The organism is Mycobacterium sp. PTI7 (assembly GCF_056679845.1).
In genome coordinates this window covers 1,452,193-1,479,055 of the sequence record NZ_CM155252.1, presented here as the reverse complement: position 1 = coordinate 1,479,055, position 26,863 = coordinate 1,452,193, and the positions used below count along the sequence as shown (strand labels likewise).

Annotated in this window: 26 protein-coding genes and 2 pseudogenes; 9 read left to right on the top strand and 19 right to left on the bottom strand. The window is 70.7% G+C overall.

Annotated features, from left to right (window positions below; translation table 11 throughout):
• Nucleotides 1-2: 2 nt before the first annotated feature.
• Both AC1MEY_RS07235 and dtd read right to left on the bottom strand, forming a co-directional pair.
• The gene (locus AC1MEY_RS07235; RefSeq protein WP_480230002.1) at nt 3-434 is read right to left on the bottom strand and encodes a hypothetical protein; all 432 of its coding nucleotides are present in this window, start codon (nt 432-434) and stop codon (nt 3-5) included.
• A 69-nt stretch (nt 435-503) separates the two neighbouring features.
• A complete protein-coding gene (dtd, locus tag AC1MEY_RS07230; RefSeq protein ID WP_480230001.1) occupies nt 504-935 on the bottom strand; it encodes a D-aminoacyl-tRNA deacylase in 432 nt (143 codons plus the stop codon).
• A gap of 86 nt (nt 936-1,021) precedes the next feature.
• Between dtd and AC1MEY_RS07225 the strand changes: the two genes are divergently transcribed.
• Genes AC1MEY_RS07225 through AC1MEY_RS07215 form a run of 3 tightly spaced genes read left to right on the top strand, consistent with a single transcriptional unit; the run spans nt 1,022 to nt 3,195 of the window.
• On the top strand, nt 1,022-2,089 hold the full coding sequence (locus AC1MEY_RS07225) for a catalase family peroxidase (RefSeq protein WP_480231349.1): 1,068 nt from the start codon (nt 1,022-1,024) through the stop codon (nt 2,087-2,089).
• Complete coding sequence (locus AC1MEY_RS07220) at nt 2,086-2,622, top strand: cytochrome b (protein WP_480230000.1); 537 nt, start codon at nt 2,086-2,088, stop codon at nt 2,620-2,622. The genes AC1MEY_RS07225 and AC1MEY_RS07220 overlap by 4 nt, the downstream gene beginning before the upstream one ends.
• Before the next feature lie 21 nt (nt 2,623-2,643).
• The gene (locus AC1MEY_RS07215; RefSeq protein ID WP_480229999.1) at nt 2,644-3,195 is read left to right on the top strand and encodes a hypothetical protein; all 552 of its coding nucleotides are present in this window, start codon (nt 2,644-2,646) and stop codon (nt 3,193-3,195) included.
• On the opposite strand, the gene hisS is transcribed toward AC1MEY_RS07215, so the two are convergent.
• Nucleotides 3,192-4,466, bottom strand: coding sequence for a histidine--tRNA ligase (gene hisS / locus AC1MEY_RS07210; protein ID WP_480229998.1), 1,275 nt, complete (start codon nt 4,464-4,466; stop codon nt 3,192-3,194). The two genes, AC1MEY_RS07215 and hisS, sit on opposite strands and share 4 nt — an antisense overlap.
• Nucleotides 4,467-5,126, bottom strand: coding sequence for an MBL fold metallo-hydrolase (locus tag AC1MEY_RS07205; protein WP_480229997.1), 660 nt, complete (start codon nt 5,124-5,126; stop codon nt 4,467-4,469).
• A gap of 144 nt (nt 5,127-5,270) precedes the next feature.
• Here AC1MEY_RS07205 and AC1MEY_RS07200 point away from each other — a divergent pair, with 144 nt between their 5' ends.
• The gene (locus AC1MEY_RS07200) at nt 5,271-6,152 is read left to right on the top strand and encodes a peptidylprolyl isomerase (RefSeq protein WP_480229996.1); all 882 of its coding nucleotides are present in this window, start codon (nt 5,271-5,273) and stop codon (nt 6,150-6,152) included.
• Between the two features lie 25 nt (nt 6,153-6,177).
• Complete coding sequence (locus AC1MEY_RS07195; protein WP_480229995.1) at nt 6,178-7,155, top strand: peptidylprolyl isomerase; 978 nt, start codon at nt 6,178-6,180, stop codon at nt 7,153-7,155.
• Here the strand turns inward: AC1MEY_RS07195 and AC1MEY_RS07190 are convergent.
• Nucleotides 7,152-7,481 (bottom strand): ArsR/SmtB family transcription factor, encoded by a 330-nt coding sequence (locus tag AC1MEY_RS07190; protein ID WP_480229994.1) that lies wholly within the window; start codon nt 7,479-7,481, stop codon nt 7,152-7,154. The two genes, AC1MEY_RS07195 and AC1MEY_RS07190, sit on opposite strands and share 4 nt — an antisense overlap.
• Before the next feature lie 101 nt (nt 7,482-7,582).
• Between AC1MEY_RS07190 and AC1MEY_RS07185 the strand changes: the two genes are divergently transcribed.
• Complete coding sequence (locus tag AC1MEY_RS07185) at nt 7,583-8,797, top strand: MFS transporter (RefSeq protein WP_480231348.1); 1,215 nt, start codon at nt 7,583-7,585, stop codon at nt 8,795-8,797.
• Here AC1MEY_RS07185 and AC1MEY_RS07180 read toward each other — a convergent pair.
• From AC1MEY_RS07180 to yajC, 7 genes and pseudogenes are all read right to left on the bottom strand, one after another.
• A pseudogene (locus tag AC1MEY_RS07180) lies at nt 8,779-9,484 on the bottom strand (YoaK family protein). The gene AC1MEY_RS07185 and the pseudogene AC1MEY_RS07180 overlap by 19 nt on opposite strands.
• A gap of 357 nt (nt 9,485-9,841) precedes the next feature.
• The gene (locus AC1MEY_RS07175; protein ID WP_480231347.1) at nt 9,842-12,154 is read right to left on the bottom strand and encodes a RelA/SpoT family protein; all 2,313 of its coding nucleotides are present in this window, start codon (nt 12,152-12,154) and stop codon (nt 9,842-9,844) included.
• A 126-nt stretch (nt 12,155-12,280) separates the two neighbouring features.
• Nucleotides 12,281-12,796: an adenine phosphoribosyltransferase gene (locus AC1MEY_RS07170; protein ID WP_480231346.1), complete on the bottom strand. Its 516-nt coding sequence runs from the start codon at nt 12,794-12,796 to the stop codon at nt 12,281-12,283.
• 23 nt (nt 12,797-12,819) lie between these two features.
• Complete coding sequence (locus tag AC1MEY_RS07165; protein WP_480229993.1) at nt 12,820-14,472, bottom strand: ABC transporter substrate-binding protein; 1,653 nt, start codon at nt 14,470-14,472, stop codon at nt 12,820-12,822.
• 5 nt (nt 14,473-14,477) lie between these two features.
• Nucleotides 14,478-15,737 carry a protein translocase subunit SecF gene (secF, locus tag AC1MEY_RS07160; RefSeq protein WP_480229992.1) on the bottom strand — a complete coding sequence of 420 codons (1,260 nt, stop codon included), beginning with the start codon at nt 15,735-15,737 and terminating at the stop codon, nt 14,478-14,480.
• Nucleotides 15,738-15,741: 4 nt separating this feature from the next.
• Nucleotides 15,742-17,571, bottom strand: coding sequence for a protein translocase subunit SecD (gene secD / locus AC1MEY_RS07155; protein ID WP_480229991.1), 1,830 nt, complete (start codon nt 17,569-17,571; stop codon nt 15,742-15,744).
• Nucleotides 17,572-17,650: 79 nt separating this feature from the next.
• Nucleotides 17,651-18,046 carry a preprotein translocase subunit YajC gene (yajC, locus tag AC1MEY_RS07150; RefSeq protein WP_480229990.1) on the bottom strand — a complete coding sequence of 132 codons (396 nt, stop codon included), beginning with the start codon at nt 18,044-18,046 and terminating at the stop codon, nt 17,651-17,653.
• Between the two features lie 288 nt (nt 18,047-18,334).
• Here yajC and gabT point away from each other — a divergent pair, with 288 nt between their 5' ends.
• Complete coding sequence (gene gabT / locus AC1MEY_RS07145; protein WP_480229989.1) at nt 18,335-19,675, top strand: 4-aminobutyrate--2-oxoglutarate transaminase; 1,341 nt, start codon at nt 18,335-18,337, stop codon at nt 19,673-19,675.
• Nucleotide 19,676: 1 nt separating this feature from the next.
• On the opposite strand, the gene AC1MEY_RS07140 is transcribed toward gabT, so the two are convergent.
• Together AC1MEY_RS07140 and AC1MEY_RS07135 are read right to left on the bottom strand one after the other, a co-directional pair.
• Nucleotides 19,677-20,078 (bottom strand): hypothetical protein, encoded by a 402-nt coding sequence (locus AC1MEY_RS07140; RefSeq protein ID WP_480229988.1) that lies wholly within the window; start codon nt 20,076-20,078, stop codon nt 19,677-19,679.
• 71 nt (nt 20,079-20,149) lie between these two features.
• On the bottom strand, nt 20,150-20,806 hold the full coding sequence (locus AC1MEY_RS07135) for a hypothetical protein (RefSeq protein WP_480229987.1): 657 nt from the start codon (nt 20,804-20,806) through the stop codon (nt 20,150-20,152).
• A gap of 344 nt (nt 20,807-21,150) precedes the next feature.
• On the opposite strand from AC1MEY_RS07135, the pseudogene AC1MEY_RS07130 reads away from it, so the two are divergent.
• Nucleotides 21,151-22,056: pseudogene (locus tag AC1MEY_RS07130) on the top strand (GGDEF domain-containing protein); the annotation flags it as partial.
• 80 nt (nt 22,057-22,136) lie between these two features.
• Here the strand turns inward: AC1MEY_RS07130 and AC1MEY_RS07125 are convergent.
• Genes AC1MEY_RS07125 through ruvC form a run of 4 tightly spaced genes read right to left on the bottom strand, consistent with a single transcriptional unit; the run spans nt 22,137 to nt 24,747 of the window.
• Complete coding sequence (locus tag AC1MEY_RS07125) at nt 22,137-22,535, bottom strand: DUF1304 domain-containing protein (protein ID WP_480229986.1); 399 nt, start codon at nt 22,533-22,535, stop codon at nt 22,137-22,139.
• 9 nt (nt 22,536-22,544) lie between these two features.
• Nucleotides 22,545-23,609, bottom strand: a complete 1,065-nt coding sequence (gene ruvB, locus AC1MEY_RS07120) for a Holliday junction branch migration DNA helicase RuvB (protein WP_480229985.1) — start codon at nt 23,607-23,609, stop codon at nt 22,545-22,547.
• Nucleotides 23,609-24,196 (bottom strand): Holliday junction branch migration protein RuvA, encoded by a 588-nt coding sequence (gene ruvA / locus AC1MEY_RS07115; RefSeq protein WP_480229984.1) that lies wholly within the window; start codon nt 24,194-24,196, stop codon nt 23,609-23,611. The genes ruvB and ruvA overlap by 1 nt, the downstream gene beginning before the upstream one ends.
• Nucleotides 24,193-24,747, bottom strand: a complete 555-nt coding sequence (gene ruvC, locus AC1MEY_RS07110) for a crossover junction endodeoxyribonuclease RuvC (RefSeq protein ID WP_480229983.1) — start codon at nt 24,745-24,747, stop codon at nt 24,193-24,195. The genes ruvA and ruvC overlap by 4 nt, the downstream gene beginning before the upstream one ends.
• A 225-nt stretch (nt 24,748-24,972) precedes the next feature.
• On the opposite strand from ruvC, the gene AC1MEY_RS07105 reads away from it, so the two are divergent.
• Entirely contained in the window at nt 24,973-26,211 is a 1,239-nt protein-coding gene (locus AC1MEY_RS07105) for a mechanosensitive ion channel family protein (RefSeq protein WP_480229982.1), read from the top strand.
• Between the two features lie 3 nt (nt 26,212-26,214).
• Here the strand turns inward: AC1MEY_RS07105 and AC1MEY_RS07100 are convergent, their stop codons facing one another.
• On the bottom strand, nt 26,215-26,811 hold the full coding sequence (locus AC1MEY_RS07100; protein WP_480229981.1) for a TetR/AcrR family transcriptional regulator: 597 nt from the start codon (nt 26,809-26,811) through the stop codon (nt 26,215-26,217).
• Nucleotides 26,812-26,863: the final 52 nt, after the last annotated feature.

Below are 26,863 nucleotides of genomic sequence, written 5' to 3'. Positions count from 1 at the left end.
GATCAGTTCCAGGACCGCAGCTGGCACTGCGTGGTGAACGGCCCGGTCTGGTCCACGACCACCTGGCCGTCGACGGCGATCTCGCAGCGCACGTTCGGGTCGGCCTGCCCCGCGTGGGCGGCACCACTGGCGGAGAGGAACGCCCACTGCGAGTCGGACAGGGTGGTCTGGAACACCCACGGCGTACCGGGTGCGAGATCGACCTTGTCGCTCTTCACGAACGCGTTCGGATCCGCGTGGTAGGCCTCGAGGCTGGGCGGGGCCGCGAACGCGTAGTAGAGGTTGAAGTCCCCGGGGCCCTGCGAGGTGAGCGTGTACGTGATCTGATGTGCCGGTTCGGCATTGGCGGTGGCCTGGCCGACGGCCAGGGAGCCGCCCGCCAGCATCGCGATCGAACCGCAGGCCGCCATGATCTTGGTAGTCGCTGTACGCATGTTCGTCACATCGGCGGACGTTAGCGGATCGTTACGGCCCGCACCACCGCTGGAACCGGGGTCGATCCGTCACAGTTCGAGCAGCAGCGTCACCGGTCCGTCGTTGACGAGTTCCACCTGCATGTCCGCGCCGAACCGCCCCGTCTGGACCTCGGCACCGAGCGCGCGGAGTTCCCCGACCAGTGCGTCGACCACGGGTTCGGCGATCGCACCGGGCGCCGCGGCGCTCCACGATGGCCTGCGTCCCTTGACCGTGTCGGCGTACAACGTGAACTGGCTCACCACCAGGATCGGTGCGTTCTCGTCGGCGGCGCTGCGCTCACCGTCGAGAATGCGCAGTCGCCAGAGCTTCTCGGCCATCTTCGCGGCGACCGCCGCGTCGTCGGCGTGCGTGACGCCGACCAGCGCGAGCAATCCCTGGCCCACGGGCGTGATCTCGCCCACCACCGCGTCGTCCACCCGCACCCGCGCCGACGTCACCCGCTGCACCAATACCCGCACGGCCGCGATGGTGCCACGAGCGCTGCCAGGCAACCCGGAGGTACGCGTGTTAGAAAGCGGACGTGGACCAGCCCCCACCCGCCGGCATGCACTGGCGGGGCACACCCGTCTCCCGACGCTCCCTCCTGCTCGGCCTCGGCGCGGTCGGCGCGTTCCTCGCCGTCGACCTCGGCGCCGTCGCCTACGCGAACGACTGGATCGGCGGCGCGACGACGCTGACCCGGCAGTCGTTCATCGACCGGTTCCAATCGGTGTTCGGCGTACACCCCGGCTTCCGCCGCAACCACGCCAAGGGCGTCGCCGTCCGCGGACGCTTCGAGAGCACCGGCGACGCCGGCGAACTCTCCAGCGCCGAGGTGTTGCGCGCGGGCACGTCACCCGTCGTCGGCCGCTTCTCGCTGGGCGGCGGCAATCCCGCCGCCGTCGACGCCGCCGGGACGGTGCGCGGCCTCGGGTTGGCCATCGGGTTCCCCGGCCGCCACCAGTGGCGCACTGCGATGCTGAATCTGCCGGTGTTCACGGTCAATTCGCCGCAGGGCTTCTTCGACCAGTTGCTCGCGTCGAAGGCCGACCCCGCGACCGGCAAGCCCGATCCCGCGACCATGGCGGCGTTCCTCGACGCCCACCCCGAGACCGTCGCCGCGACCGCGATCGTCAAGGCGCACCCGCCGACCCCCGGCTTCGCCGACAGCACCTTCTCCAGTCTCAACACGTTCTGGGCGGTCGACGCCTCGGGCACGCGCACGCCGGTCCGGTGGGCGCTGGTCCCCCGGCAGGCCGCGCTCCCTGCGGCGAAGACGGGTGACGACGTCCTCTTCGACGCCCTGGTCCGGCAGCTGAAGACCGCTGCGCTGCACTGGGATCTGCGGTTCACCGTCGGCACCGACGACGACCCGGTCGATCCGACGCTGCCCTGGCCCGGCGACCGGCGGGTGGTGCACGCGGGGGTACTCACCCTCGACACCGTGGAGACCGAAGCCGCAGGCAACGCCCGCGACGTCAACTTCGACCCGCTGGTGCTGCCCGATGGCTTGGAGCCGTCCGACGACCCGATCCTCAGCGCGCGATCGGCCGTCTACGCCGCGTCCTACCGCGCGCGGTCGGGTGAGCCGAAGTCGCCGTCGGCCGTCCAGGTCGACGAGGTGGCGTCGTGACCACGCGTTTCCCCGTCCGGTCGCGGATCCTGCACTGGGCCACCGCCGTCCTCGTCTTCGCCGGGCTCCTGATCGGCTTCGCCATGGTCAACTCGATCGGCTCGTACGCGGCGCTGGTCGCGGTGCACATGACGATCGGCGTGACGATCCTCGCCATCGTGATCGTGCGGCTGATCAACCGGTACACAACCACGCCGCCGAACTGGCCGTCGACGGTCGGACGGGTCGAGGGCAAGCTGATCTCGAACCTCGAACGCCTGATGTACGCGCTGCTGGTGGCCCAACCGCTGGTCGGCTGGGCGATGGTCTCGGCGGCGGGTCGGCCCGTCGTGGTGTTCGGCGGCCTCGCGCTGCCGCGCATCGCGCCGTTCGACGACGGGCTGTTCTTCGTCCTGCGGCAGGCGCATTCGGTGCTGGCGTACCTGCTCGTCGTCGTCATCGCCGCCCACGTCAGCATGATCCTGATGCACACGGTGACGCTGCGCGACCGCATGCTGTCCCGGATGACGTTCGGGAGGACCACCAAGTCCTGACCGAGGTGACACACTTCGGGAATGACCGCACCGGGCGATCCGCGCGTCCTCGCCGACGTCGGCGGAATCGTGGTGGTCGAGCGCGGTGCGCTGGTGGTGGTCGTGGACCGGCGCACCGGCTCGTGGGCCACGCTCGCGTTCGTACTCGGCGTCCTGACGACGGTGTTCGGCCTGTTCGGCGTCGCGACCCTCGGTTCCGCCGCCATGGGCGATGCCACCGTGCCATGGCCGATCGGCGCGGTCGCGTTGGCCGTGGGACTCGTCTTCGGGACGGCACTCAGCGGCGCGATCGCTCACATCCGACGGGTCAACCGCACCGCAGTGGAGGCCTACCGTCCGGTCGCCGTGTTCGACCGGGCCCGGCGGGTGTTGGTCGACGCCGACGGCGTGGCGGTCTGCGCTCTGGACCACGTGCGGTTCCAGCGGAAGACGCAGCTGACCTCGAGTTCACCGATGCTCGTGGCGACCACCCCCGCGGGCACACGAATCATCAAGCGCGGCAACCCATTCAATGGCGGCCTCGGCGACCTTGACGCGGTGCTGACCACCGCGGTGTTCGGCCCGCCGCGCTAGAGCAGGCGGACGCGGCCCATGCGGGCGAGCACGTTGCTCGTCACGGCGTCGACCGCGACGTCGACCTGCTCGCCCGTCGCGAGGTCCTTGACGCCGATGGTGCCGGCCTCGACGTCGCGGTCGCCGACCACCAGCGCGATGGTGGCGCCCGACCGGTCGGCGGCCTTCATCGCGCTCTTCATGCTGCGGTCGCCGTAGGCGAGGTCGGTGCGGATCCCCGCCGCGCGCAGGGCGGCCGCCACCTTGGCCAGTTCCAGCTTGGCCGCGTCGCCGAGCGGCACGGCGAACACGTCGACCGCACTGGTCTGGCCGACCGTCCTGCCCTCCGCCTGCAGGGCTAGCAACGTGCGGTCCACGCCGAGCCCGAACCCGATGCCGGACAGGTCGCGGCCGCCGAGCTGGCGCATCAGCCCGTCGTAGCGGCCGCCGCCGCCGATGCCGGACTGGGCGCCGAGACCGTCGTGGACGAACTCGAACGTCGTCTTGGTGTAGTAGTCCAGCCCGCGCACCATCCGCGGGTTGATCACGTACGGCACCCCGAGGGCGTCGAGGTGGGCGAGCACCGTGTCGAAGTGCGTCCGCGCGACCTCCGACAGGTGGTCGAGCATCAGCGGGGCGTCGGCGGTCATCTCGCGGACGTGCGGACGCTTGTCGTCGAGCACGCGCAGCGGGTTGATCTCCGCCCGTCGCCGGGTGTCCTCGTCCAGGTCGAGCCCGAACAGGAACTCCTGCAGCAGCTCCCGGTACTGCGGCCGGCAGGTGTCGTCGCCGAGCGAGGTGATCTCCAGGCGGAACCCGTCGAGCCCGAGCGACCGGAAGCCGCCGTCGGCGATCGCGATGACCTCCGCGTCCAGCGCCGGGTCGTCGACGCCGATCGCCTCGACGCCCACCTGCTGGAGCTGGCGGTAGCGCCCCGCCTGCGGCCGCTCGTACCGGAAGAACGGTCCCGAGTAGCAGAGCTTCGCGGGCAGCGCGCCGCGGTCGACGCCGTGTTCGATGACCGCGCGCATCACGCCGGCGGTGCCCTCGGGCCGCAGCGTCACCGACCGGTCGCCGCGGTCGGCGAACGTGTACATCTCCTTGGACACCACGTCGGTGGACTCGCCGACACCGCGCGCGAACAGCGAGGTGTCCTCGAAGATCGGCAGCTCGACGTAGCCGTAGCCGGCGAGGCGTGCGGATTCGAGCAGACCGTCGCGCACGGCGACGAACTGCGCCGAGGCGGGCGGCAGGTAATCCGGGACGCCCTTGGGCGCCTGAAACTCACTCATCTAGAGACCTTCGAGGAACGGGTTGGTTCGGCGCTCGGCGCCGATGGTGGTCTTCGGGCCGTGTCCCGGCAGGACCACGGTGGCGTCGTCGAGCGTCAGCAGCTTGTCGACGATGGAGGTGTAGAGGTCGCGGCCGCTGCCGCCCTCGAGATCGGTGCGGCCAATCGACTTCTTGAACAATGTGTCACCGGTGAACGCTAGGTCGACCGGGCCGTCGGGGATCCGGAACGTCACCGACCCGCGGGTGTGTCCCGGCGTGTGGTCGACCGTCACGGTCATGCCGCCCAGTTGAATCTTGTCCCCGTCCCGGTCGAGTTCGACCACCTGGCGCGGTTCGCCGAACAGCACGCCGACGGCGAGCTGCGCGAGCCGCGGCCCCATCCCCTTGATGGGGTCGGTGAGCATGCTGCGGTCCTCGGGATGGATGTAGGCCGGACAGCCGTAGGTGTCCGCCACCTTCTGCGCCGACCAGATGTGGTCGATGTGGCCGTGGGTCAGCAGCACCGCCGCCGGGGTGAGCCGGTTCTCGTCGAGGATCTTGCGCAGCCGCGGCATCGCCTTCTGGCCGGGATCGACGACGATGGCGTCGGCCCCCTGCCGCGGCGCCAGCACGTAGCAGTTGCACTGCAACCAGCCCGCCGGGAACGCCTCGATCAACACACCGACCAGTTTCCCATCCCCACCCGCCGGCCGGGTTCCGCGGGTCGAACAGCCCGTCGTCAGGATCTGCTGGCACACTCGGACCCGACTGTGAGCGCGGTCGCCGGCCCGGTGACCCAGTCGATCACCAGGAGGACAGCGGCGGTGCCGACCAACGAACAGCGCAGAGCGGCGGCCAAACGCAAGCTCGAACGTCAGATGGAACGCCGGGAGACCCAGGCCAAGCGGCGGCGCCTGGTCACGATCGGCGGTTCCGCACTCGCTGCGGTCGTCGTCATCGGCGTCGTGGTCGCCCTGGTCGTCACCAACCGCGACTCCGGCAGCACCACGGCCTCGGCGTCGACCACCACCGCCGAGTCGACGTCGGCGGCCCCCACGCAGCCGAGCGCCGCGGGTTCCGCACTGCCCGCGTTCGCCCCGCCCGCCGATCTGGGTGCCGACTGCCAGTACCCGGCCGCGGGGCCCGCCAGCAAGAAGGTCAACCCGCCCCGTACCGGCAAGGTGCCGACCGATCCCGCCGAGGTGAGCGCGAGCATGGGCACCAGCGAGGGCAACATCGGCCTGCAGCTGGACAACGCCAAGGCGCCCTGCACCGTCAACAGCTTCGCCAGCCTCGCGCAGCAGGACTACTTCAACGACACCCCGTGCCACCGCCTGACCACCGGCGGCCTGGCCGTGCTGCAGTGCGGCGACCCGACCGGCAAGGGCACCGGCGGCCCCGGTTATGCATTCGCGGACGAGTACCCGGCCAACCAGTACCGCCCGGACGACCCGGCGCTGCAGTCGCCGGTCATCTATCCCCGCGGCACGCTGGCGATGGCCAATGCCGGACCCGGCACCAACGGCAGCCAGTTCTTCCTCGTCTACCAGGATTCGCAGCTGCCGCCGAACTACACCGCCTTCGGCACCATCGACCAGACCGGGCTGGCCACGCTCGACAAGATCGCGGCCGCCGGCGTCGAGGGTGGCGGCGGCGACGGCCCACCCGCCAAGCCGGTCCAGATCAAGCTGATCGCGCTCGACTGACACGCCACGAGCCCGGGTCGCCGAGGTGACCGTCCCGCCGTACCGCAACGGGTACGAGCACGGGTACGGCTACGCGCCGCCCCCGCGGGGCACCAACGGGTTGGCGATCGCGGCGCTGGTCTGCGCGGTCCTGTTCGCTCCGCTCGGCATCCTGTTCGGGCACCTCTCGCTGTCGCAGATCAGGCGAACCGGCGAGCAAGGCCACGGGCTGGCGGTGGCCGGTCTGGTGATCGGCTACGTGCTCACGGTCGTCGGTGCGTTGATCCTCGTCGCGACGCTGGTCGTCGCGAGCCTCGCGATCCGCGCCGTCGACGACTGGCGGCCGGGCAGCCCGGGCTTCCCGGCCACGGATCCGGTGCCCGCTGCGGACCTGCCGACGTTCGCTCCCCCGGCCACCCTCGGTTCGAACTGCCAATACCCGGCGACCACCGAGCCGGCGAGCAGGCCGGTCGCTCCCCCGCGCACCGGCCGGGTGCCCACCACGCCGCCCACCGTGTCGGCGACCGTCGACACCTCCAACGGCCCGATCGGTCTGCTGCTCGACAACGCCCAGGCACCGTGCACGGTCAACAACTTCGTCAGCCTGGCGCAGCAGGGCTTCTTCGACGGCACCCGATGCCACCGGTTGAGCACCGCCCCGCACCTCGGCGTCCTGCAGTGCGGCGACCCGACGGGCACCGGCACCGGCGGACCGGGCTACCGGTTCCCCAACGAGTACCCGACCAACCAGTACCGGATGACGGACCCGGCGCTCACCAGGCCGGTCGTCTACCCACGCGGAACGCTCGCGATGGCCAACGCCGGACCGGGCACCAACGGCAGCCAGTTCTACCTGGTGTTCGCCGATTCCAACCTGCCGCCGGCCTACACCGTGTTCGGCACGATCGACGACGTCGGGCTGCAGCGGGTGGACGACGTCGCCGCCGCGGGCGTGGCGGACGGCTCCGACGACGGCCCGCCACGCGAGCCGGTCACGATCGACGCCATCCGACTCGACCCCTAGCGGCTCGACACCACCCGGTCGGACGCCTCCTCGTTGGCGCGGGCGACCACCGATCCGAGCAGACCCGGGACGGCCGCCTCGACCTCGTCGTGGCGCAGCCGCTGATGGATCTGACCGTCGAGCACCAGCCGCTCGATCAGACCCGCCTCACGCAGCGCCTTGAAGTGGTGCGTGGCCGTCGACTTGTTGATGCCGTCGTAGAGCAGCGCGCACTGCGTGGGCCGGCCGGCGTTGCTCAGCCTGCGGACCATCTCGAGGCGGACGGGGTCGGCCAGGGCGGCGAGCACGTGCTGGACGCCGGCCACGGGCGCCGGGTCGGTCGACATCGTGCCCTCCGTCACAACTGGTTTGATGATCATCAAACCCCAGCGTACCGTCGATCGAGTTCGACGTCCGTCAAACCCTACGCAGGAGGCACCCGGTGACCGTGGTCGCAGCCGACACGACTCCCGTCGACACCCAGCGCTGGGCGTACTCGCTGCTGCTGGTGCTGTCCGGTGTCGCCCTCGGCGTCTCCGGCCTGCCCGCGCCGCTGTACCGGATGTACGAGGAGGTCTGGCACCTCTCCCCGCTGGCCACCACGATCGTGTTCGCCGTCTACGCCGTCGCCGCACTCGGCGCGGTCCTGGTGTCGGGACGCATCTCCGACGTCGTCGGCCGCAAGCCCGTCCTGCTCGGTGCGCTCGCCGCGATGATCGTGGGCCTCGGCGTGTTCCTGATCGCGGACAACATGGCGCTGCTGATCGTCGCCCGCGCCATCCACGGTGCAGCTGTCGGATCCATCGTCGTCGCCGGCGCCGCGGCGCTGCTGGACCTGCGGCCCGACCACGGCGTCCGGTCCGGCCAGCTCAGCGGCGTCAGCTTCAACGTCGGCATGACGGTCGCCATCCTCGGCTCGTCGCTGCTCGCCCAGTACGTGCCCCACCCGATGCGCACCCCGTACGCGGTGGTGGCGGTCGTCTGCGCCGTCGTCGGCATCGGCATCGTCGCGCTGCGCGAGCCGCACCTCGACCGCGCCAAGGGCCCGATCCGCATCGCGAAACCCGCGGTGCCGCGCGAGATCCGGGGCGACTTCTGGTTCTCGGCGCTCGGCGTGATCGCCTCCTGGTCGGTACTCGGCGTGCTGCTGTCGCTGTACCCGTCGCTGGCCTCGCAGCAGACCGGCGTGCACAACCTGGTGTTCGGCGGCGCCGTGGTCGGCACGACGGCGTTCTCGGCGGCCATGGCCCAACTGCTCGCGACGCGCGTGCCGGCCCACCGGTCGGCGATCATCGGCGACGTCGGCATGGCCGTCGCCCTGATGCTCACCATCCCCGCGCTCGCGACCCATCACTGGTGGCTGGTCCTCGGCGCCGCCGCGCTGCTCGGCGCGACGTTCGGCCTCGGCTTCGGCGGATCGCTGCGCCACCTGTCCCACGTCGTGCCCGCCGACCGACGCGGCGAGACGATGTCGGCGTACTACCTGCTGGCCTACACGGCGATGGCCGTCCCGACGATCGTCGCCGGCTGGGCGGCCACGCGGTGGCCGCTGTCGGAGGTGTTCCCCTGGTTCGCGGGCGCGGTCGCGCTGGCGTGCCTCGCGGCCGCGGGGATCGGTGCGCTCAGCACCCGCCGCGCGGCGTCTCAGCCCAGGACGGTCTGACGATCGGTGTGGAAGAACGTGACGGCGGTGGCGAGGGCACAGACCGCCGGCCCCGAAGAGCACGTAGCCGCCGTCGATGATGGTGGCCACGATGCCGCCGAGCACCGCGCCGGTGATGAAGCCCAGATAGAGCAGTGAGTACCCCAGCCAGTCGTACATCGTGCCGCCGCCACGGGCGTGCCGCTCGATCCCCTGCCCGAGCTTGACCAGGGTGCCGGTGACGTAGCTCAGCGGTATCGACACCTCACCGTTCTTCACGAACGCGGCGTTGAGCGCACCGACGGAGAACGCGACGATCACGATCGGCACGTAGGTGACGTCGTTCTGCTGAAATCCGTTGAGCGTCAAGTCCGTCAGGCCCGCGGCGAAGAGCCCGACGGTGGTCAGCACCGTGGTGCCGTGCGGATGGTTCGACCAGAACCGGCGCCGTAGGTACATGGCGGCCACCACGCCGCTGACGAACGCGACGATGAGGAGTCCGGCGTTGATCGCCGACGGACCGATCACGCCGCGTTCGGCGGTGGTCTCGAAGCCCTGCAGCACCGCACGTTCGGTGTTGCCCGTCATGAACGTGACGAAGTAGCCGTCGGAGTCGAGGAACGCCGCCGCGCCGATCATTCCGGCGACCGCCGCGAGCACCCACGACAGCCGGGCCTCGGTCCCGATGGCGTCTTCCTTGGTGATCATCGCCGCTCACCGCCCACGGCGGCGGGACGGTGGGCCGTCGGCGAGCGACGACGGGCATGACGACGGGACATAGGAGAGACCGCTTCCACGTATTGGATGGCGCAGACGGGCGCCGGGCGTCCACGGGAGGCACTGTGCGTGCCGCGCACCGGAGGCCACGACGGACCTCGACGGTGAGGTTGATCAATGCTAGCAAAGGCGGCCCGCAGACGCCGGTTCTCGCCCGACGGCGGGCGGGCCGGAAGGCATCGCGAGAAACGTTGCAAACCAATGTTTTCCGACGTATTGCTAGGGCGCACGCATGGAACGGGTCACACAATCGTCACCGCTGTGACCGGCTGGCGAACGCCGGAGCGGCTACGCCGCCGACGTCACCCGGTAGACGTCGTAGACGCCCTCGACGTTGCGCACCACGTTCAGCACGTGCCCGAGGTGCTTGGGATCGCCCATCTCGAAGGTGAACCGGCTGATCGCCACGCGGTCGTTGGACGTGGTCACCGACGCCGACAGGATGTTGACCTTCTCGTCGGCCAGCACCCGCGTGACGTCGGACAGCAGCCGGTGCCGGTCGAGCGCCTCCACCTGGATGGCGACCAGGAACACCGACGAGGGCGACGGCGCCCACTTGACCTCGATGATCCGTTCCGACTGCTGCTGCAGCGACTCGGCGTTGGTGCAGTCGGTGCGGTGCACGCTGACCCCGCCGCCGCGGGTGACGAAGCCCATGATGTTGTCGCCCGGCACCGGCGTGCAGCACTTGGCGAGCTTGCACAGCACGCCCGGCGCGCCGGGAACCGACACCCCGACGTCGTCGCTGGTGCGTTGGCGCACCGGCATCGTCGCGGGCGTCGACCGTTCGGCGATCTCGTTCTCCGCCTCGTCGTCACCGCCCAGCTGGGCCAGCAGGCGCTGCACGACGTGGCGCGCGGAGACGTGTCCCTCGCCCACCGCCGTGTACAGCGCCGAGACGTCGAGATAGCGCAACTCCCGGGCGAGTGCACCCATCGAGTCCGCACTCATCAAGCGCTGCAACGGAAGTCCGCCGCGGCGCACCTCGCGGGCGATCGAGTCCTTGCCTGACTCGAGGGCCTCCTCGCGGCGCTCCTTGGCGAACCACTGCCGGATCTTGGCCTTGGCGCGCGGCGAGACGACGAACGTCTGCCAGTCCCGCGACGGCCCCGCGGTGGGTGCCTTCGAGGTGAACACCTCGACCGCCTCGCCGTTCTCCAGCTTGCGCTCGAGCGCCACCAGCCTGCCGTTGACGCGGGCGCCGATGCAGCGGTGTCCGACCTCGGTGTGCACGGCGTAGGCGAAGTCGACCGGCGTGGACCCGGTGGGCAGCGTGATGACGTCGCCCTTGGGGGTGAACACGAAGATCTCCTGCACCGCGAGGTCGTAGCGCAGCGACTCGAGGAACTCCCCCGGGTCCGCGGCCTCCCGCTGCCAGTCGAGCAGCTGGCGCATCCACGCCATGTCGTCGATCTCGTTCGCGGCGTGGGTGGCGGGCAATCCGTTGCGGCCCTTGGACTCCTTGTACCGCCAGTGCGCGGCGATGCCGAACTCCGCGGTCTTGTGCATGTCCTCGGTGCGGATCTGCACCTCCAGCGGCTTGCCCTCCGGGCCGACCACCGTGGTGTGCAGCGACTGGTAGACGCCGTAGCGGGGCTGCGCGATGTAGTCCTTGAAGCGACCGCCCATCGGCTGCCACAGCGAGTGCACGACGCCGACGGCGGCGTAGCAGTCCCGGATCTCGTCGCACAGGATCCGCATGCCCACCAGGTCGTGGATGTCGTCGAAGTCGCGGCCCTTCACGATCATCTTCTGGTAGATCGACCAGTAGTGCTTGGGCCGGCCCTCCACGACCGCGCTGATCTTCGAGGCGTTCAGCGAGGCGGTGATCTGGGCCCGCACCTTCGCCAGATACGTGTCGCGCGACGGCGCCCGGTCGGCCACCAGGCGGACGATCTCCTCGTACTTCTTGGGGTGCAGGATCGCGAACGAGAGGTCCTCGAGTTCCCACTTCACGGTGGCCATGCCGAGGCGGTGGGCCAGCGGGGCGATCACCTCGAGGGTCTCGCGCGCCTTGCGGGCCTGCTTCTCCGGCGGCAGGAACCGCATCGTGCGCATGTTGTGCAGCCGGTCGGCGACCTTGATCACCAGCACGCGCGGGTCGCGGGCCATCGCGATGATCATCTTGCGGATGGTCTCGCCCTCGGCGGCCGAACCCAGCGCCACCTTGTCGAGCTTGGTGACGCCGTCGACGAGGTGGCCGACCTCCGTGCCGAACTCGGTGGTCAGCGCCTCGAGCGTGTACCCGGTGTCCTCGACGGTGTCGTGCAGCAGCGCCGCGATCAGCGTGGTGGTGTCCATGCCCAGCTCGGCCAGGATGTTCGCCACCGCCAGCGGATGGGTGATGTACGGATCGCCGGAGCGGCGCAGCTGATCGGCGTGCCGCTGCTCGGCGACGTCGTAGGCCCGCTGCAGCAGCGCCAGGTTCGCCTTCGGATAGAACTCCTTGTGCACCGCCACCAGCGGTTCGAGCACCGCGTTGACCGGACTGCGCTGCGCGGTCATGCGGCGCGCGAGCCGCGCCCGCACCCGCCGCGACGCACTCGACGTCGCCTTGGGCGCCTCGGCGTCGGACACCGCGTCGGCCGGGATCACCGGCATCGGCTGGGTCTGGGTCAGGGCGTCGGCCCGCGTGTCCTCACTGGTCACCGCCACCACCTCCTGCCCACGACGCGCGCATGGTCGAGGATATCCCTCAGGACCCGATGTTCTTCGCGCGAGCGCTCATCACACCAAATACAGGCTGCTGACCGACACCGGCCGGACGCGGTCGCGTCCACCCAGCGCGGTCAGTTCGAGCACGACGGCCGCGCCCGTGACGATCGCACCGGCACGCTCGAGCAACTGGGCCGCCGCGGCGACGGTGCCGCCCGTTGCGAGCACGTCGTCGATGATGAGAACGCGTTTCCCGGTCAGATCGATTCCATCGGACGGGATCTCCAGCACGGCCGTGCCGTATTCGAGGCTGTAGGACTCGCTGAACACCGGCGGCGGCAGCTTGCCGCCCTTGCGTACGGCCAGCACGCCCGTGCGCAGCCGGGTGGCCACCGCGGCGCCGAGCAGGAACCCGCGCGCGTCGATGCCGGCGACGAGGTCCGAGCCGTCGGCGACCGCGGCCAGCGCCTCGGTGACCGCGGCCAGCCCGCCGGCGTCGGCCAGCACCGGGGTGAGGTCCTTGAACTGGATGCCCGGCTCCGGGAAGTCGGGGACCTCCCGGGTCAGCTGAGCGATGATGCGCGCCACCTCGGTGTCGTTGCGCTCGTCGGTCACGTCTCGAGGACCCAACGGTCCATGTTCCAGCCTGCACCCCAACGGGTCGGATTACTGCTCACGGCGTCCATCTTGGTGGATACCAGGAGCATGCGCTGCTGCCGGTACAGCGGAAGGGTCGGCATGCCGTCCCACAGCACCCGGCTGCCGTCGCCCAGCAGGCGCGCGGACTCCTTCGGATCGGCCGTCACCGCGAGCGCGCCGATGATGCCGTCGATCTGCTCGTTGGAGTATCCGGACAGGTTGTTGCCGTTGCCGGTGTGCAGGTCGTAGGCGTCCATCGCCGACGATCCGGTCGATCCGCTGCCCGCGGCACCACCCGTGCTGGCGAGCAGCGCGTCGATCTGGCCGTCCCGCAGCGTCTGCGGGCCCACGGCGTCACCCGCCGCGTCCTCGACCACCAGACCGGCGGGCGCACACGCCCGCGCGATGGTGCCGACGATCGCGGCGAGCCGGGCGTTGGGGCTCTGGTACCCCATCCGCACGGTGAGCGGCCGGTTGCCGAGCGCGGCCCGGGCGGCCGCCGGGTCGGCGACGACGAACTGCTCCGCGCCTCCCCCGCTCTCCGCGGCGGTGATGGAGTCCTCGGCCGCCGGGTTGAGCCGGCTGTTCGCGATCGGCACCTCGGCGTTGCGGGCGATGACGTCCCGCGGCGTGCACAGCGCGAGCGCCCGCCGGGCGGCCGGGTCGGCCAGCGGTCCCCGGGCGCCGAAGATCACCTGTTCGATGCCGGCGGACGGGGTGTCGGTCCGCCGGAACTCGTCGGGCAGCGTCAGGGTGCCCGATGATCCCGCCGCCACGTCGACGACGTCGTAGAAGCTCTCGTTGACCCGGTCCTGGATGTCGGCGCCGCGGGGCCAGACGGTGATCCGCGGGGTGAGCGGCTTGGCGCCCCACCACTTGTCGTTGGCGACCAGCACGACCGCGCCGTCCTCGGTCACCGACTCGAGCGCGTAGGGGCCCGACGAGGGGAACTTGGCGAGGTCGACGTCCGGCGTCAGGGTCCACGTCTCGTTCCATCCCCGCGCGATGCGGTCGATGGTGGGCGCGTCGCCGCCCTGGACCGCCGCGACGATGCCACCGTCCCCGAGTCCGAGTTCGTCGGCGAGGACGTGCGCCGGCATCATCGACGTCGCCGCGAACAGCTGGCCGAAGTCCACGAACGCGCGGTCCTGGGCGAACGTCACGCGGGCCTTCTTCTGGCCCGGTGCGCAGTCGATGTTCGCGATGTCCGAGTAGCCCGCCCGGTTCGCCGCGTCGAACGCCGGGAAGCGGCCGGACTGCGCGGCCCAGGCCAGGACCATGTCGTCGCACGTGATCGGCTTGCCGTCGGAGTACACCGCGGCGTCATTGATCTCGTAGTCGAGCACCTGCGGGTTGCGCCCCACCACGGCGATCGACCCGAAGTCCCGGTCGCCGACGATCTGGCCGTCCGGACCGTGGTAGTTGAACCCGGTGAGCACGCGCGAGAACGCCTGCGGACCACCCGACGCGGCACCGGTGACGGTGTTCGTGTTGTAGGTGAGCAGCGCGCCGTCGACGGCGTAGTCGATCGTGTCGGCGGTACCGCCCGAACACGACGCCGTCAGCGCAGCGACGAGCGACAGCGTGGCCGCCAGGATCGCGGCTCGCCGGGACCGGGCAGTCATGACTACTACCGCCTGGGGCTCCGCTTGCCGGACGGGCGGCCCGTCGGGCGCGACGGCCTGGCCCCCGGCGCGGGCTTGTCCGGTGCGATGATCGCCGGCCCGGCCGCCACGGTCGCGGGCTCGGATCCCGTCGACGACTCGTCGGCGGTCACGGTCTTCGCGGCCTTGCCCTGGCGCCGGTTCATGACGCGTCGGGTGTGGTTGCGCACCAGTTCGGTCCGCTCACGCATCGTCACCAGCAGCGGCGTCGCGAAGTAGATCGACGAGTAGGTGCCGATGATGACGCCCACCAGCTGGACCAGGGCGAGGTCCTGCAGCGTCCCGACGCCCAGCAGCCACACCGCGACCACGATCAGCGCGAGGATCGGCAGCACCGAGATGAGGCTGGTGTTGATCGATCTCATGAACGTCTGGTTGATCGCGAGGTTGGCCTGCTCCGCGAACGTCCGGCGGGTCGTGTGCTCGAACCCGTTGGTGTTCTCCTCGACCTTGTCGAACACGATGACGGTGTCGTAGAGGGAGAAACCGAGGATCGTCAGCAGGCCGATCACCGTGGCCGGTGTCACCTCGAAGCCGACGATCGAGTAGACCCCCGCGGTGACGATGAGGTCGAAGACCAGCGCGGCCAGCGACGCGAGCGCCATGTAGCGCTCGTACCGCAGGGTGATGTAGATCGTGACGAGCACGAGGAAGACCACCAGCGCGATGAGCGCCTTCTGGGTGATCTGCCCGCCCCAGGTCTCCGACACCGCCGAGTCGGAGATCGACGCCCGGCTGGGCTGGCCGTCCCCGCCCTTGGGCTGGAACTCGTCGAACAGCGCGGAGCGCAGCGTCTCGGTCTGGTCGTTGTCGAGCGCCTCCGAGCGGATCTGCACCGTCGCCGAGTCGCCGCTGCCGACGATGACGACGGTGTCGGGCGCCTGACCGAGGGCCCGGTCGTAGACGTCCTCGACCTGCTGGGTGGTGATCTGCCCCTGGGCGCCCTGCGCGGGCATCGACACCTTGGTGCCGCCCTCGAAGTCGATGCCGAAGGTGAAGCCGCGCAGCAGCATGCTGACCAGGCAGATCAGCACGATCCCACCGCTGATCGCGAACCACAGCTTGCGCTTGCCGACGACGTCGAACGCGCCGGTACCCGTGTACAGCCGGATGAAGAAGCCGTGCTGCGGCGCACCCGCGGTGGCCGTGCCGAGTTCGGCGCCGGTCGACGTCACCTCGACGTCGTCACCGGCGGTCTCGTCGCCGGTCGATTCGTGTTTCGACATGTCGCTACCTCGTTCCCGCTGAGGCCGCCGCAGCCCGTCGCTCTCTGGCGATCTGCTGAACGGCGCCGAGGCCGTTCAGTCCGGGCTTGGACAGCTGTGTGGACTTGGACGCCAGGTACACCAGCGGCCACGTCACGAGGAACACCACGACGACGTCGAGGATGGTGGTGAGCCCCAGCGTGAACGCGAAGCCCTTGACCTGGCCGACGGCCAGCACGTAGAGCACCGCGGCGGCGATGAAGCTGACCGCGTTGCCCGACAGGATGGTCTTGCGGGCGCGTGCCCAGCCGCGTGGCACCGCCGAGCGGAAGGATCTGCCCTCGCGGATCTCGTCCTTGATGCGTTCGAAGAACACGACGAACGAGTCGGCGGTGGTACCGATGCCGATGATCAGACCCGCGATGCCCGCCAGGTCGAGCGTGTAGTTGATGTAGCGGCCTAGCAGCACCAGGATCGCGAACACCATGGCGCCCGAGGCGATCAGCGACAGCGCGGTGAGCAGGCCCAGCACGCGGTAGTAGACCAGCGCGTACGCCAGCACCAGCCCGAGGCCGATCGCGCCGGCGATCAGACCGGCCCGCAGCGACGTCAGACCCAGTGTCGCCGAGACCGTTTCGGCCTCCGACGACTCGAACGACAGCGGCAGCGAGCCGTACTTCAGCACGTTGGCCAGTTCGCGCGCCGAGTCGTTGGTGAAGGATCCGGTGATCTGCGTGCGGCCACCGGGGATGGGCTCGTTGATCTGCGGGGCGCTGACCACCTGCGAGTCCAGCGTGAAGGCCGTCTGCGTACCCACGTTGGCCGCGGTGAAGTCCGCCCAGATGGTGGCGGCGTCGCCCTTGAACTGGACGTCGACGACGTACTCGCCGCGCTGCGAATCCAGCCCCGACGACGCGGTCTCGATCTGCTCGCCGTTGATGATCGACTTGTCCAGCAGGTAGACCGTCTTGTGGTCCTGCGAGCAGGTCACCAGCGGCAGGTTCGGGTCGTCGTTGCCGGCCAGCACGTCCTCGTCGTCGCAGCGGGTGGCCTGGAACTGCAGGGCCAGCAGCTGGATCTGCTGATCGGCGCTCTGACGCAGGGCCTTCTCGTCGGTGATGCGCTGCGCGAGCTGCGCACGCGGATCACCGTTGGCCGGCGGTGCGCCCGGCGCGCCCGGCGCACCGGGGGCGGGCGACGCGGGCGTGGGTGCCGGGGCCGACGGGGACGGCGCCGGGGTCGGCGAGGGTGCCGGTTCCTCCGGGTAGGGCCGCGGCTGCGGTGCGGGCGAGGCCGGCGGCTGGCCGGCGGGCTGACCCGGGTTCGGCGAGACGATCGGCGCCTGCGGCTCGGCGGGCGAGATCAGCGGCGGCATGCCGCCGGGTCCACCGGGCAGACCGGGCGCGCCGGGCAGACCCGGCAGTCCGGGCGCACCGCCGGCAGGCGCCTGGCCGGGCGGCGGGCCCTGTCCCTCGGCCGGGATCGAGTGGATCACCGGTCGCACGTAGAGACGCGCGGTCTGGCCCAGGTTGCGCGCCTCGCTGCTGTCGTTGCCGGGGACGGTGATGACGAGGTTGTCGCCGTCGATCACCACCTCCGACCCGGAGACGCCGAGACCGTTGACGCGATCACTGATGATCTGCTGCGCCTGGTCCAGGGCTTCCCGGGTGGGGCGCGAGCCGTCGGGCGTGCGCGCGGTCAGGGTCACACGGGTCCCGCCCTGCAGATCGATGCCGAGCTTGGGCTCGGCCTGCTTGTCTCCGGTGAGGAAGACCAACAGGTAGGCACCGATCAGCAGAACCAGGAAGAGCGTCAGGTAGCGGTACGGGTGCACCGGCGCGGAAGACGATGCCACGTTCCTCGTATCTCCTCAGGTCTGTACGTCAAGCAACCGCAAAGGGTACGGGGTCGAACTGAGTACCCCGCTGTCAGTCCTACTTGACCTGGTCGGGGTTGTTCTTCTCGCCGGGAAGGGGCTCGACGGCGGACGACGACGCACCGGCACTGTTGAAGCCGACCTCGTAGTCCTCGACGGCGGTCTCGTCGTCCTCGTATTCCTCGTCGTACTCGTCGTCGGCCTCGATGCGGTCGCGCACGGCCAGCTTCATCCACGTGGTGACGACACCGGGGGCGATCTCCAGGTCCACGCTGTCGGCGTTCACGCCGGTGATGGTGGCCTCGAGGCCGGACGTGGTGTGCACGCGGTCGCCCACGGTCAGCGACTCGTGCAGGTCGATGGTGGCCTGCATGGCCTTCTTCTGTTTGCGCGACGCGAAGAACATGAACGCGCCGAGGATGATGAGCAGGGGAAGGAAGACGACCAGGTCCATCTCGAGAATCTTTCGTGTCGGTTGCGCATCGGTTGGCGGCGTCCGGACGGATGTGTCACGGGGGTCACGGAGGCGCCTCGTCAGCCCCTAGTGTGCCATCACCGCACGTCGCCGCGGACCGCCCGTCGCTCCGGCACCCGGCGCCCACGGAAACCGCAGCCGAAATCGACGATCGCGGTCCATCTCGTCGATCGTCGGGTCGCGTACCGACGGTTCCGGTGGAGCGAGCCGGTGCGGGGACTAGGCTCGACCGAGACGACACCCTTGCGCCGAGAACTGGAGTCAGACGTGAGCACCCTCGACCAGAGCCGCTACCTGGCCACCGCCATCCCCGGGCCGCAGTCGGCCGCCCTCATCGAGCGCCGGGGCACCGCGGTGGCCCGCGGCATCGGCAGCACCATGGCGGTGTACGCGGCCCGCGCCGGCGGCGGCATCGTCGAGGACGTCGACGGCAACCGCCTGATCGACCTCGGTTCCGGCATCGCCGTCACGACCATCGGCAACGCGTCGCCGCGCGTCGCCGCGGCCGTGGCCGCCCAGGCCGCCGACTTCACCCACACCTGCTTCATGGTGACGCCGTACGAGGAGTACGTCGCCGTGTGCGAGCACCTCAACCGCCTCACCCCGGTGGCCGGCGAGAAGCGGTCGGCCCTGTTCAACTCCGGCTCCGAGGCCGTCGAGAACGCCGTGAAGATCGCGCGGGCGTACACCGGCAAGCAGGCCGTCGTCGCGTTCGACCACGCCTACCACGGCCGCACCAACCTGACCATGGCCCTGACCGCCAAGTCGATGCCCTACAAGCACGGGTTCGGGCCGTTCGCTCCCGAGGTGTACCGCGCTCCCCTGTCCTATCCCTTCCGCGACGCGGAGTTCGGCAAGGAGCTGGCCACCGACGGCGAGCTGGCGGCCCGGCGCGCGATCAGCGTCATCGACAAGCAGGTCGGCGCCGACAACCTGGCCGCGATCATCATCGAACCGATCCAGGGCGAGGGCGGGTTCATCGTGCCCGCCGAGGGCTTCCTGCCCACGCTCCTCGAGTGGTGCCGCGCCAACGGCGTCGTCTTCATCGCCGACGAGGTGCAGACCGGGTTCGCGCGCACGGGCGCGATGTTCGCGTGCGAGCACGAGGGCATCGACCCGGACCTGATCGTCACCGCCAAGGGCATCGCCGACGGCCTGCCGCTGTCGGCCGTCACCGGCCGCGCCGAAATCATGGACTCCCCGCACGTCGGCGGTCTGGGTGGGACCTACGGCGGCAACCCGCTCGCGTGCGCGGCGGCCCTGGCCACGATCGAGACGATCGAGACCGACGGGATGGTCGAGCGCGCCCAGCAGGTCGAGACGCTGATGAAGGCCCGCCTCGGCCGGCTGCAGGCCGACGACGACCGCATCGGCGACGTCCGTGGCCGCGGCGCCATGATCGCCGTCGAACTGGTCAAGCCCGGCACCCTCGAGCCCGACGCCGATCTGACGAAGGCGCTGTGCGCCGGCGCCCACGCCCAGGGCGTGATCGTGCTGTCGTGCGGCACCTACGGCAACGTGCTGCGCTTCCTGCCGCCGCTGGCGATCAGCGACGAACTCCTCGAAGAGGGGCTCGACGTGCTCGAGCGGGTGCTGGCCGACCTGTAGGTCAGGACGCCACGAGGGTGACGACGATCGCCCGCAGCTCGTCGGCGGTGAGTCCCTCGCCGTCGACGTCGGCGAGCACGAGATCGTTCGTCAGGTCGTCGGTGGGTCGCCAGCACCGGTCGGCGATCATCACGTCGGCGTAGGCGCTCAGCGCCTCGGTCGACCGCTCGTCGTCCTGCCACACCAGCCGGGACAGCCGGGCCCAATCCTTGCGGGGCACACCGAGAGTCGCGCACACCAGCCGCATCGGCGACCTCGCCGCAATGCTCCGGATGACGTCGTCGGGCCCACCGACCGCGGCCAGCACCTCGGCCCGCAGCGCCGCGACGCTGCGCCTGCTGACGTCGTCGGTGAGCGGTTCGGAGCGGATCAGTGCGCCCGTGGCGGCGTGGGTCGATCCCATGGTCGATGTCTACCGCGCCGCACCGGCCGACTGCCACCCACGCGGCCCCCGTGTGACCGAGCGAACAGCGGTCAGCGGTCGGCGAGGGTGCGGTCGCGGCGGCCGCGTCCGCGCAGCATGTTCCGCAGGCCACCGCGACGCCCGTCGCGGCGGACCACCGTGGTGTCGGCGGTGCCGTCGGTGACGATCGGGCCGGTGCCGGTGGTCTGCCCCGGGCCGACGTGCCGGTCGATCGGACGGTTGGCGTACTCCACGTCGCGGACGGAACGCACCGAGAGGCGGCCGAGCGCGAGGGCGCCGAGGAACACGATGACGGCGCCGAGACCGTAGAAGTAGGACAGCTCGAGCCACACCCGCTTGGTGTCGGTGTCGGCGACGGGCGTGCCCACGTCGCCGAGGCCCAACGGGCCGGCGAAGGCGCGTCCCACGACGAACCACGCGCCCGCGGCGACGGCCAGCCAGCCGCCGAGCATCCCGGACACGCGGTTGCGCGACGTCAGCAGGAGCAGTCCGCCGATGACCGCGACGACACCCGGCAGCACTTCGAGCCAGCCGCGTCCCATCGTCCAGTCGCCGCCGAGGCTGTAGGCGAAGTCGAAGTTCGGGCCGAGGAACGGGACCAGCGCCCCCCAGATGCCGAGCAGGACCACGAGCAGCCCGCTCAGTGCGCCGCGACTCCGCGGCATGGTGAGACGTCCACCGCGGACGCGGGTGTCGGGATCGGTCATGGGGTCCTCCTAGGTTGGCCGGAGGAGTACCCATGCGGGCCCGCCGGTAACCCACCGCGCCGTGGCCGCCGACCACCGTCGGGGCGTGTCGCGGCGCGGCGCGCGGAAGATCAAAACTTCCGCAGCAAACTGCATCACGGTTTTGTACCATTCACGTGGGGGCTCTCCGGCGCGATGGAGTCCGAGCAGATCCGTCCGCGCCGCGACCGCGGTCCGGGCCGACTACCACGAATAGTGAGCACATCGCAGTGGAGCCGATTCGTCAGTGGTGGCGACAACCCGATCACTTCGACTGGTTGTCCGCCTACCTCGCGGCGCGCAACCTGCAGCGGTTCACGCGGCTGATGATGGCGGCGATCGTGCTCCTGCTGGCCGTCGCGCCGGTGCTGATGCTGGGCAGCCCGACGGGCCCGCAAGGCCCCCTGACCCGCACACTCTCGATCGCGGTCGCGGTCGTCTGCGCCGTCATGGCGGTGCTGTGGGTCGCCGCCTGGCCGAGCCACCGTCAGTCGCTGGCGTTCGTCGCCGTGGCCAACGCGTGCGTCGCCACCGTGTGCCTGATCCAGCCCACCCCGAGCGCTGGCCTGCATGCGGCCACGACGTTCGCCGCCGTCGCGGGCTACGTGGCGTTCTTCCACTCCAGTCGGGCCCTGTTGCTCTCGTTGCTCGTCGCGGTGTCGACGGCGGCGATCTGCGCAGTTCACGTCGCTGCGGCCGGGGATTTCTACGGGGCGCTCAGCAAATTGCTGATTCTGTTCGTCGGCGTGTTGGCGGTGCCGTTCTCGGCTCAGGTGCTCACGCACTTCCTGGGCGTCGACGCCCTGCGCTCGGACACCGACCCGCTCACCGAGTTGCCGAACCGGCGCGGCTTCCACCGCGCGATGCGCCGGCTCGCCGTCGAGTCGATCAATGGTCGGTCCACCGATTTGTCGGCGGTGATGATCGACCTGGACGCGTTCAAGCGGGTCAACGACACCGCCGGCCACGCCGCGGGCGACCGGACGCTCATCGAGGTGGCCGACATCCTGCGCCACACCCGCCGCGGCGACTCGGTGGTCGCGCGCATCGGGGGCGAGGAGTTCGTGGTCGGCCTGGCCGGTACGCGTGACGATGCCGTCGGCCTCGCCGAGCGCCTGCGCCGCGAGATCGCGCAGACGCCGCGCCGCATCACCGCGAGCGTGGGCGTCGCGACGGTCACGCTCGGCCGCACGCCCGCCGACGGACTGCGCGCCTTCCTGCAGGGACTGGTGGAGTCGGCCGACCGCGCCATGTACGTCGCGAAGCGCGCCGGCGGGAACCGCGTGCACGTCGCGGGTGCGCCGCCGGTGGACTACGCCCCGGCGCCCAGCCAGAGCCCGATGCCCAGCAGGACCACGGCCACCAGGGGGAACGTCCCCTGGATCATTGCGGACCGCAGCTTGTCGCGTGCGGAGACGACCAGCACGACCGCCGCCGCCAGCATCGACCCGACGCCCGCGAAGACCAGGGCCGCGCCGACCGCGGTGCCGCCCGACGTCATCAGCCCGACGCCCACGGCGGCGACGATGGCCAGGAAGAGGTTGTAGAACCCCTGGTTGAACGCCAGGAGCCGGGTGGTCTCGGCCTCCTCGGCCGTCGTCCCGAAGGTGGCGCGCGTCTTCGGCGCGGTCCACCGGAACGACTCCAGGACGAAGATGTACACGTGCAGCGCGGCGGCGAGCGCGGCGAACACCAGACCGGCGTTGATCATCAGGGGAACCTACTCGAACAGGTCGGGCTGTCCCAGCGCCGTGACACCGATCGGCGGTGTCAGGCCCAGGTGCCCCCACGCCTTGGACGTCGCGACGCGGCCTCGCGGGGTGCGGGCGATCATGCCGGCCCGGACCAGGAAGGGCTCGCAGACCTCCTCGACGGTGGTGGACTCCTCGCCGACCGCGACGGCCAGCGTGGACACGCCGACCGGTCCCCCGCCGAAGCTGCGGGTCAGCGCCGACAGCACGGCGCGGTCCAGCCGATCGAGGCCCAGCTCGTCGACGTCGTACACCGCGAGTGCGAGCTTCGCGATGTCGCGCGTGATGATGCCGTCGGCCCGCACCTCGGCGTAGTCCCGGACCCGCCGGAGCAGCCGGTTGGCGATGCGTGGCGTGCCGCGCGAGCGGCGGGCGATCTCCGATCCGGCGTCGCTGCCCAGCTCGATGCCGAGGATGCCCGCCGACCGGGTCAGCACGCGTTCGAGTTCGACCGGCTCGTAGAAGTCCATGTGGGCGGTGAACCCGAACCGGTCGCGGAGCGGACCGGTCAGCGCGCCGGAGCGCGTGGTGGCGCCGACGAGCGTGAACGGGGCGACCTCCAGCGGGATCGACGTCGCCCCCGGCCCCTTGCCGACGACGACGTCGACGCGGAAGTCCTCCATCGCCAGGTAGAGCATCTCCTCGGCCGGCCGTGCGATGCGGTGGATCTCGTCGATGAACAGCACGTCGCCCTCGACGAGGTTCGACAGCATCGCCGCGAGGTCGCCGGCGCGCTCGAGGGCGGGGCCGGAGGTGACCCGCAGCGACGAGCCCAGTTCACCGGCGATGATCATCGCCAGCGAGGTCTTGCCCAGCCCGGGCGGACCGGACAGCAGGATGTGGTCGGGCGTGCCGCCGCGGTTCTTCGCACCCTCCAGTACGAGCTGCAGCTGCTCGCGCACCCGGGGCTGACCGATGAACTCCCGCAGCGACTTCGGCCGGAGACTGGCGTCGACGTCGCCCTCGCCGACGGTCAACGCCGCGGAGACGTCCCGTTCGTCGTCGGGCTCCTGATCGTCCTCGAAGCGGCCCATCACTTCCTGCCCAGCATGGACAGCGCCTCCCGCAGCACCGTCTGCGTGGTGGCGTCGGGAGTCGCCGCGAGCACCGTGTCGGTGGCCTCCTCGGACTGCTTGGCCGCGAAGCCTAGGCCGATCAGCGCCTCCACGACCGGCGCGCGGACGGCGTGCCCGCCCATGACGGCCACGCCGCTGGCCGTCGACTGGCCGATCTTGTCGCGCAGTTCGAGCACCAGGCGTTCGGCGCCGCGCTTGCCGATCCCCGGCACCCGGGTGAGCGCGGTGACGTCGCCGTCGCCGAGCGCCTGCCGCAGCGTCGGGGCGTCGTACACCGCGAGCGTCGCCAGGGCGATCTTGGGGCCGACGCCGGACACGCCGAGCAGGGTGGTGAACAGGTCGCGCGACTCGGTGTCGGCGAAGCCGTACAGCGTCATCGAGTCCTCGCGCACGATCATCGCGGTGATGAGCCGGGCCTCGGTGCCGCGCCGCAGCGTCGACAGCGTCGCGGGGGTGGTCAGTACCCGGTATCCGACGCCGGCGGCCTCGATGACGGCGTGGTCGAGCGCGATGTCGAGGACCTCGCCGCGTACCGAGGCGATCACCGGACCGCCTTGAGCTTGGCCTGGTATCTGCGCTTCTGTTCTGCGGCCATCGCCTCCGCCTCGGCCATCTTCGCGATCATCGGGGCGCGCCAGCAGTGACAGATCGCCAGCGCGAGCGCATCGGCGGCGTCGGCGGGCGTCGGCTTCGCCTGCAGCGCAAGGATCTTCGTGATCATCGTGGTCACCTGGGCCTTATCCGCGCGGCCGTTGCCGGTGACCGCGGCCTTCACCTCGCTGGGCGTGTGGAAGTGCACGTCGATGCCCCGCTTGGCCGCCGCGAGCGCGATGACGCCACCGGCCTGCGCGGTCCCCATCGCCGTGTTGGCGTTGTTGTTGGCGAAGACCCGTTCGATGGCGACCACGTCGGGCAGGTGGGTGTCCATCCAGTGCTCGACGGTGTCGCTGATGGCCAGCAGCCGGTGGGCCAGCGGATGGTCGGCCGGCGTGCGCACCACGTCGACGTCGAGCGCCGTCACCGTGCGGCCACGGCCGCTCTCGATCACCGACAGGCCGCAGCGCGTCAGGCCCGGGTCCACGCCCATCACGCGCACGCGATCTCCTCAGGGTCTAGAACAGCTGTTCGATACCTTAACGGCCCGCTCGGACGCCGCGGAGCAGGACACGCCGCCACCGCCGGTGCGCGGCGGCGCCATTCGTGCGATTCGCCACAGCACGCGTGACGGTCCGCGATCGCGGTTACGCGTGTGACGGCGGTGGCCTTCGTCGCTACCGTCGAAGACGTCCATCACACCAGAAATCAGGGAGCAAGCCACTAGATGCCAGACGACACCGAACTGGAGTCCGCCACCAACCTCGCCGTCACACTCGCCTGGGTCGCAGGCGCCATCGTGATCGCGTACCTGGTGGGGGTGGTCCTCACCTGGGTGTTGAGGCGGATCGGCCGGCGCGCCGACGTGGTCGACGACGTCGCCACGTTCAGCCGGCTCCCGGTGCGGGCGACGCTGACGGTGTTCGCCGCCTCGATCGCGGTGCAGCGCACGTCCAGCGACGCCGACCCGTGGCGCGACTGGGTGGACCACACGCTCCTGATCGTGAACATCGCCACCATCACCTGGTTGATGGTCAGCTTCGTGCAGGTCGCGGAGCGACGCGCGATCGCCCGGTTCGCCGGCGGTGACGACGAGATCACCGACGCCGACCGTCGCTGGCGCCGGGTGCGCACGCAGGTCACCGTGCTGCGGCGGTTGGCCGTCGCCGCGGTGGTCGTCCTCGGCGCCGCCGCGATCATGATGACGTTCCCGTCGTTCTCCGACATCGGCACCACGGTGTTCGCGTCGGCCGGCGTGCTGTCGGTGGTGGCGGGCCTCGCGGCCCAGACGTCACTCGGTGCGGTGTTCGCCGGCCTGCAGATCGCCTTCTCCGGCGCGATCCGGGTGGGCGACGTGGTCGAGCTGGAGGAGGCGCGCTGGTGGGGCCGCATCGAGGAGATCACCCTCACCTACGTGGTCGTCCGGCTGTGGGACGAGCGACGCCTCGTCCTCCCATCGACGTACTTCACCACCACGCCGTTCGAGAACTGGACCCGCAACGCCACCGAGATCATGGGCACCGTCGAGTTCGACGTCGACTTCCGGGTGCCGCTGCACGAGATGCGCGCCGAGGTGGACCGTCTGCTCGCCCAGAGCGACCAATGGGACGGCCGGCGCGGCGTCCTGCAGGTGACCAACGCCATCGGCGGTGTCGTGCGCGTGCGCATCGTCGTCAGCGCGCCGAACGCCGGCGCGCTGTTCGACCTGCGCTGCGTGGTCCGCGAGGGTCTCGTCGACTGGCTGCACCGCACCGGCGGAGCGCTGCCGATGCAGCGCCTCGTCCAGTACGACCCCGACTCGGAGACGGTGCACCGCCGCCACGGCGACGGCGAGACCTCGCGCGTGGGATCGAGCCTGTTCTCGGGCAGCCCGCACGCCGACGAGCGGGCCCGGCTGTTCGACGAACGGCAGTTCGAGGAACCGGCCGACGACTACGCGACGTCCAACGGACGCGGTCGCGCCTGACTCCTACCCGGAGACCGCGGCGCGCGCTTCGAGCGCGACGCCGCGGTACCCGGGGGCCAGCACCCGGCCGGCGGCCAGCAGCGGTTCGGGGCTGCGCAGCGTGCGGGCGAGGATGAAGGCGCCCTCGAGTGCACCCACCAGGGCCACGGTCAGGTCCCGCGCCTCCGTCGCGGCCAGTCCCCGCGCCCGGAAGTAGGCAGTGCCGCCGTCGAGCCAGCCGGTGAACACCTCCGCCGTCGCCTCGCGCAACTCCTCGACGGTGTCTGCGGTCTCGGCGGCGACGCCGGCGACCGGGCACATGTTGGCGTAGCCGGTGGCCGCCATGTCGTCCGCGGCCTGCGCGAACACCGACTCGATGGCGTCACCGAGGTCGTCGTGCGGATCGACCAGCGTCGGGATCAGCAGGCCGTAGGCCGCGCCGGCATTCACCAGCGCCTCGCGTGCGATCTGCACCTTGCCCCGCGGGAAGTGGTGGTACAGCGAGCCGATGGGCACGCCCGCCGCGGCGACCAGATCCTTCATGCCGACGGCCGCGTACCCGCGGTGGCGCATGAGTTCCGCGGCCGCGGTCAGGATCGATTCCCTGGTGGACCTTGCCATCGTGACCTCCCGAGGTCAGACTAGAGCACTCATTCTAGAATCAGTGTTCTAG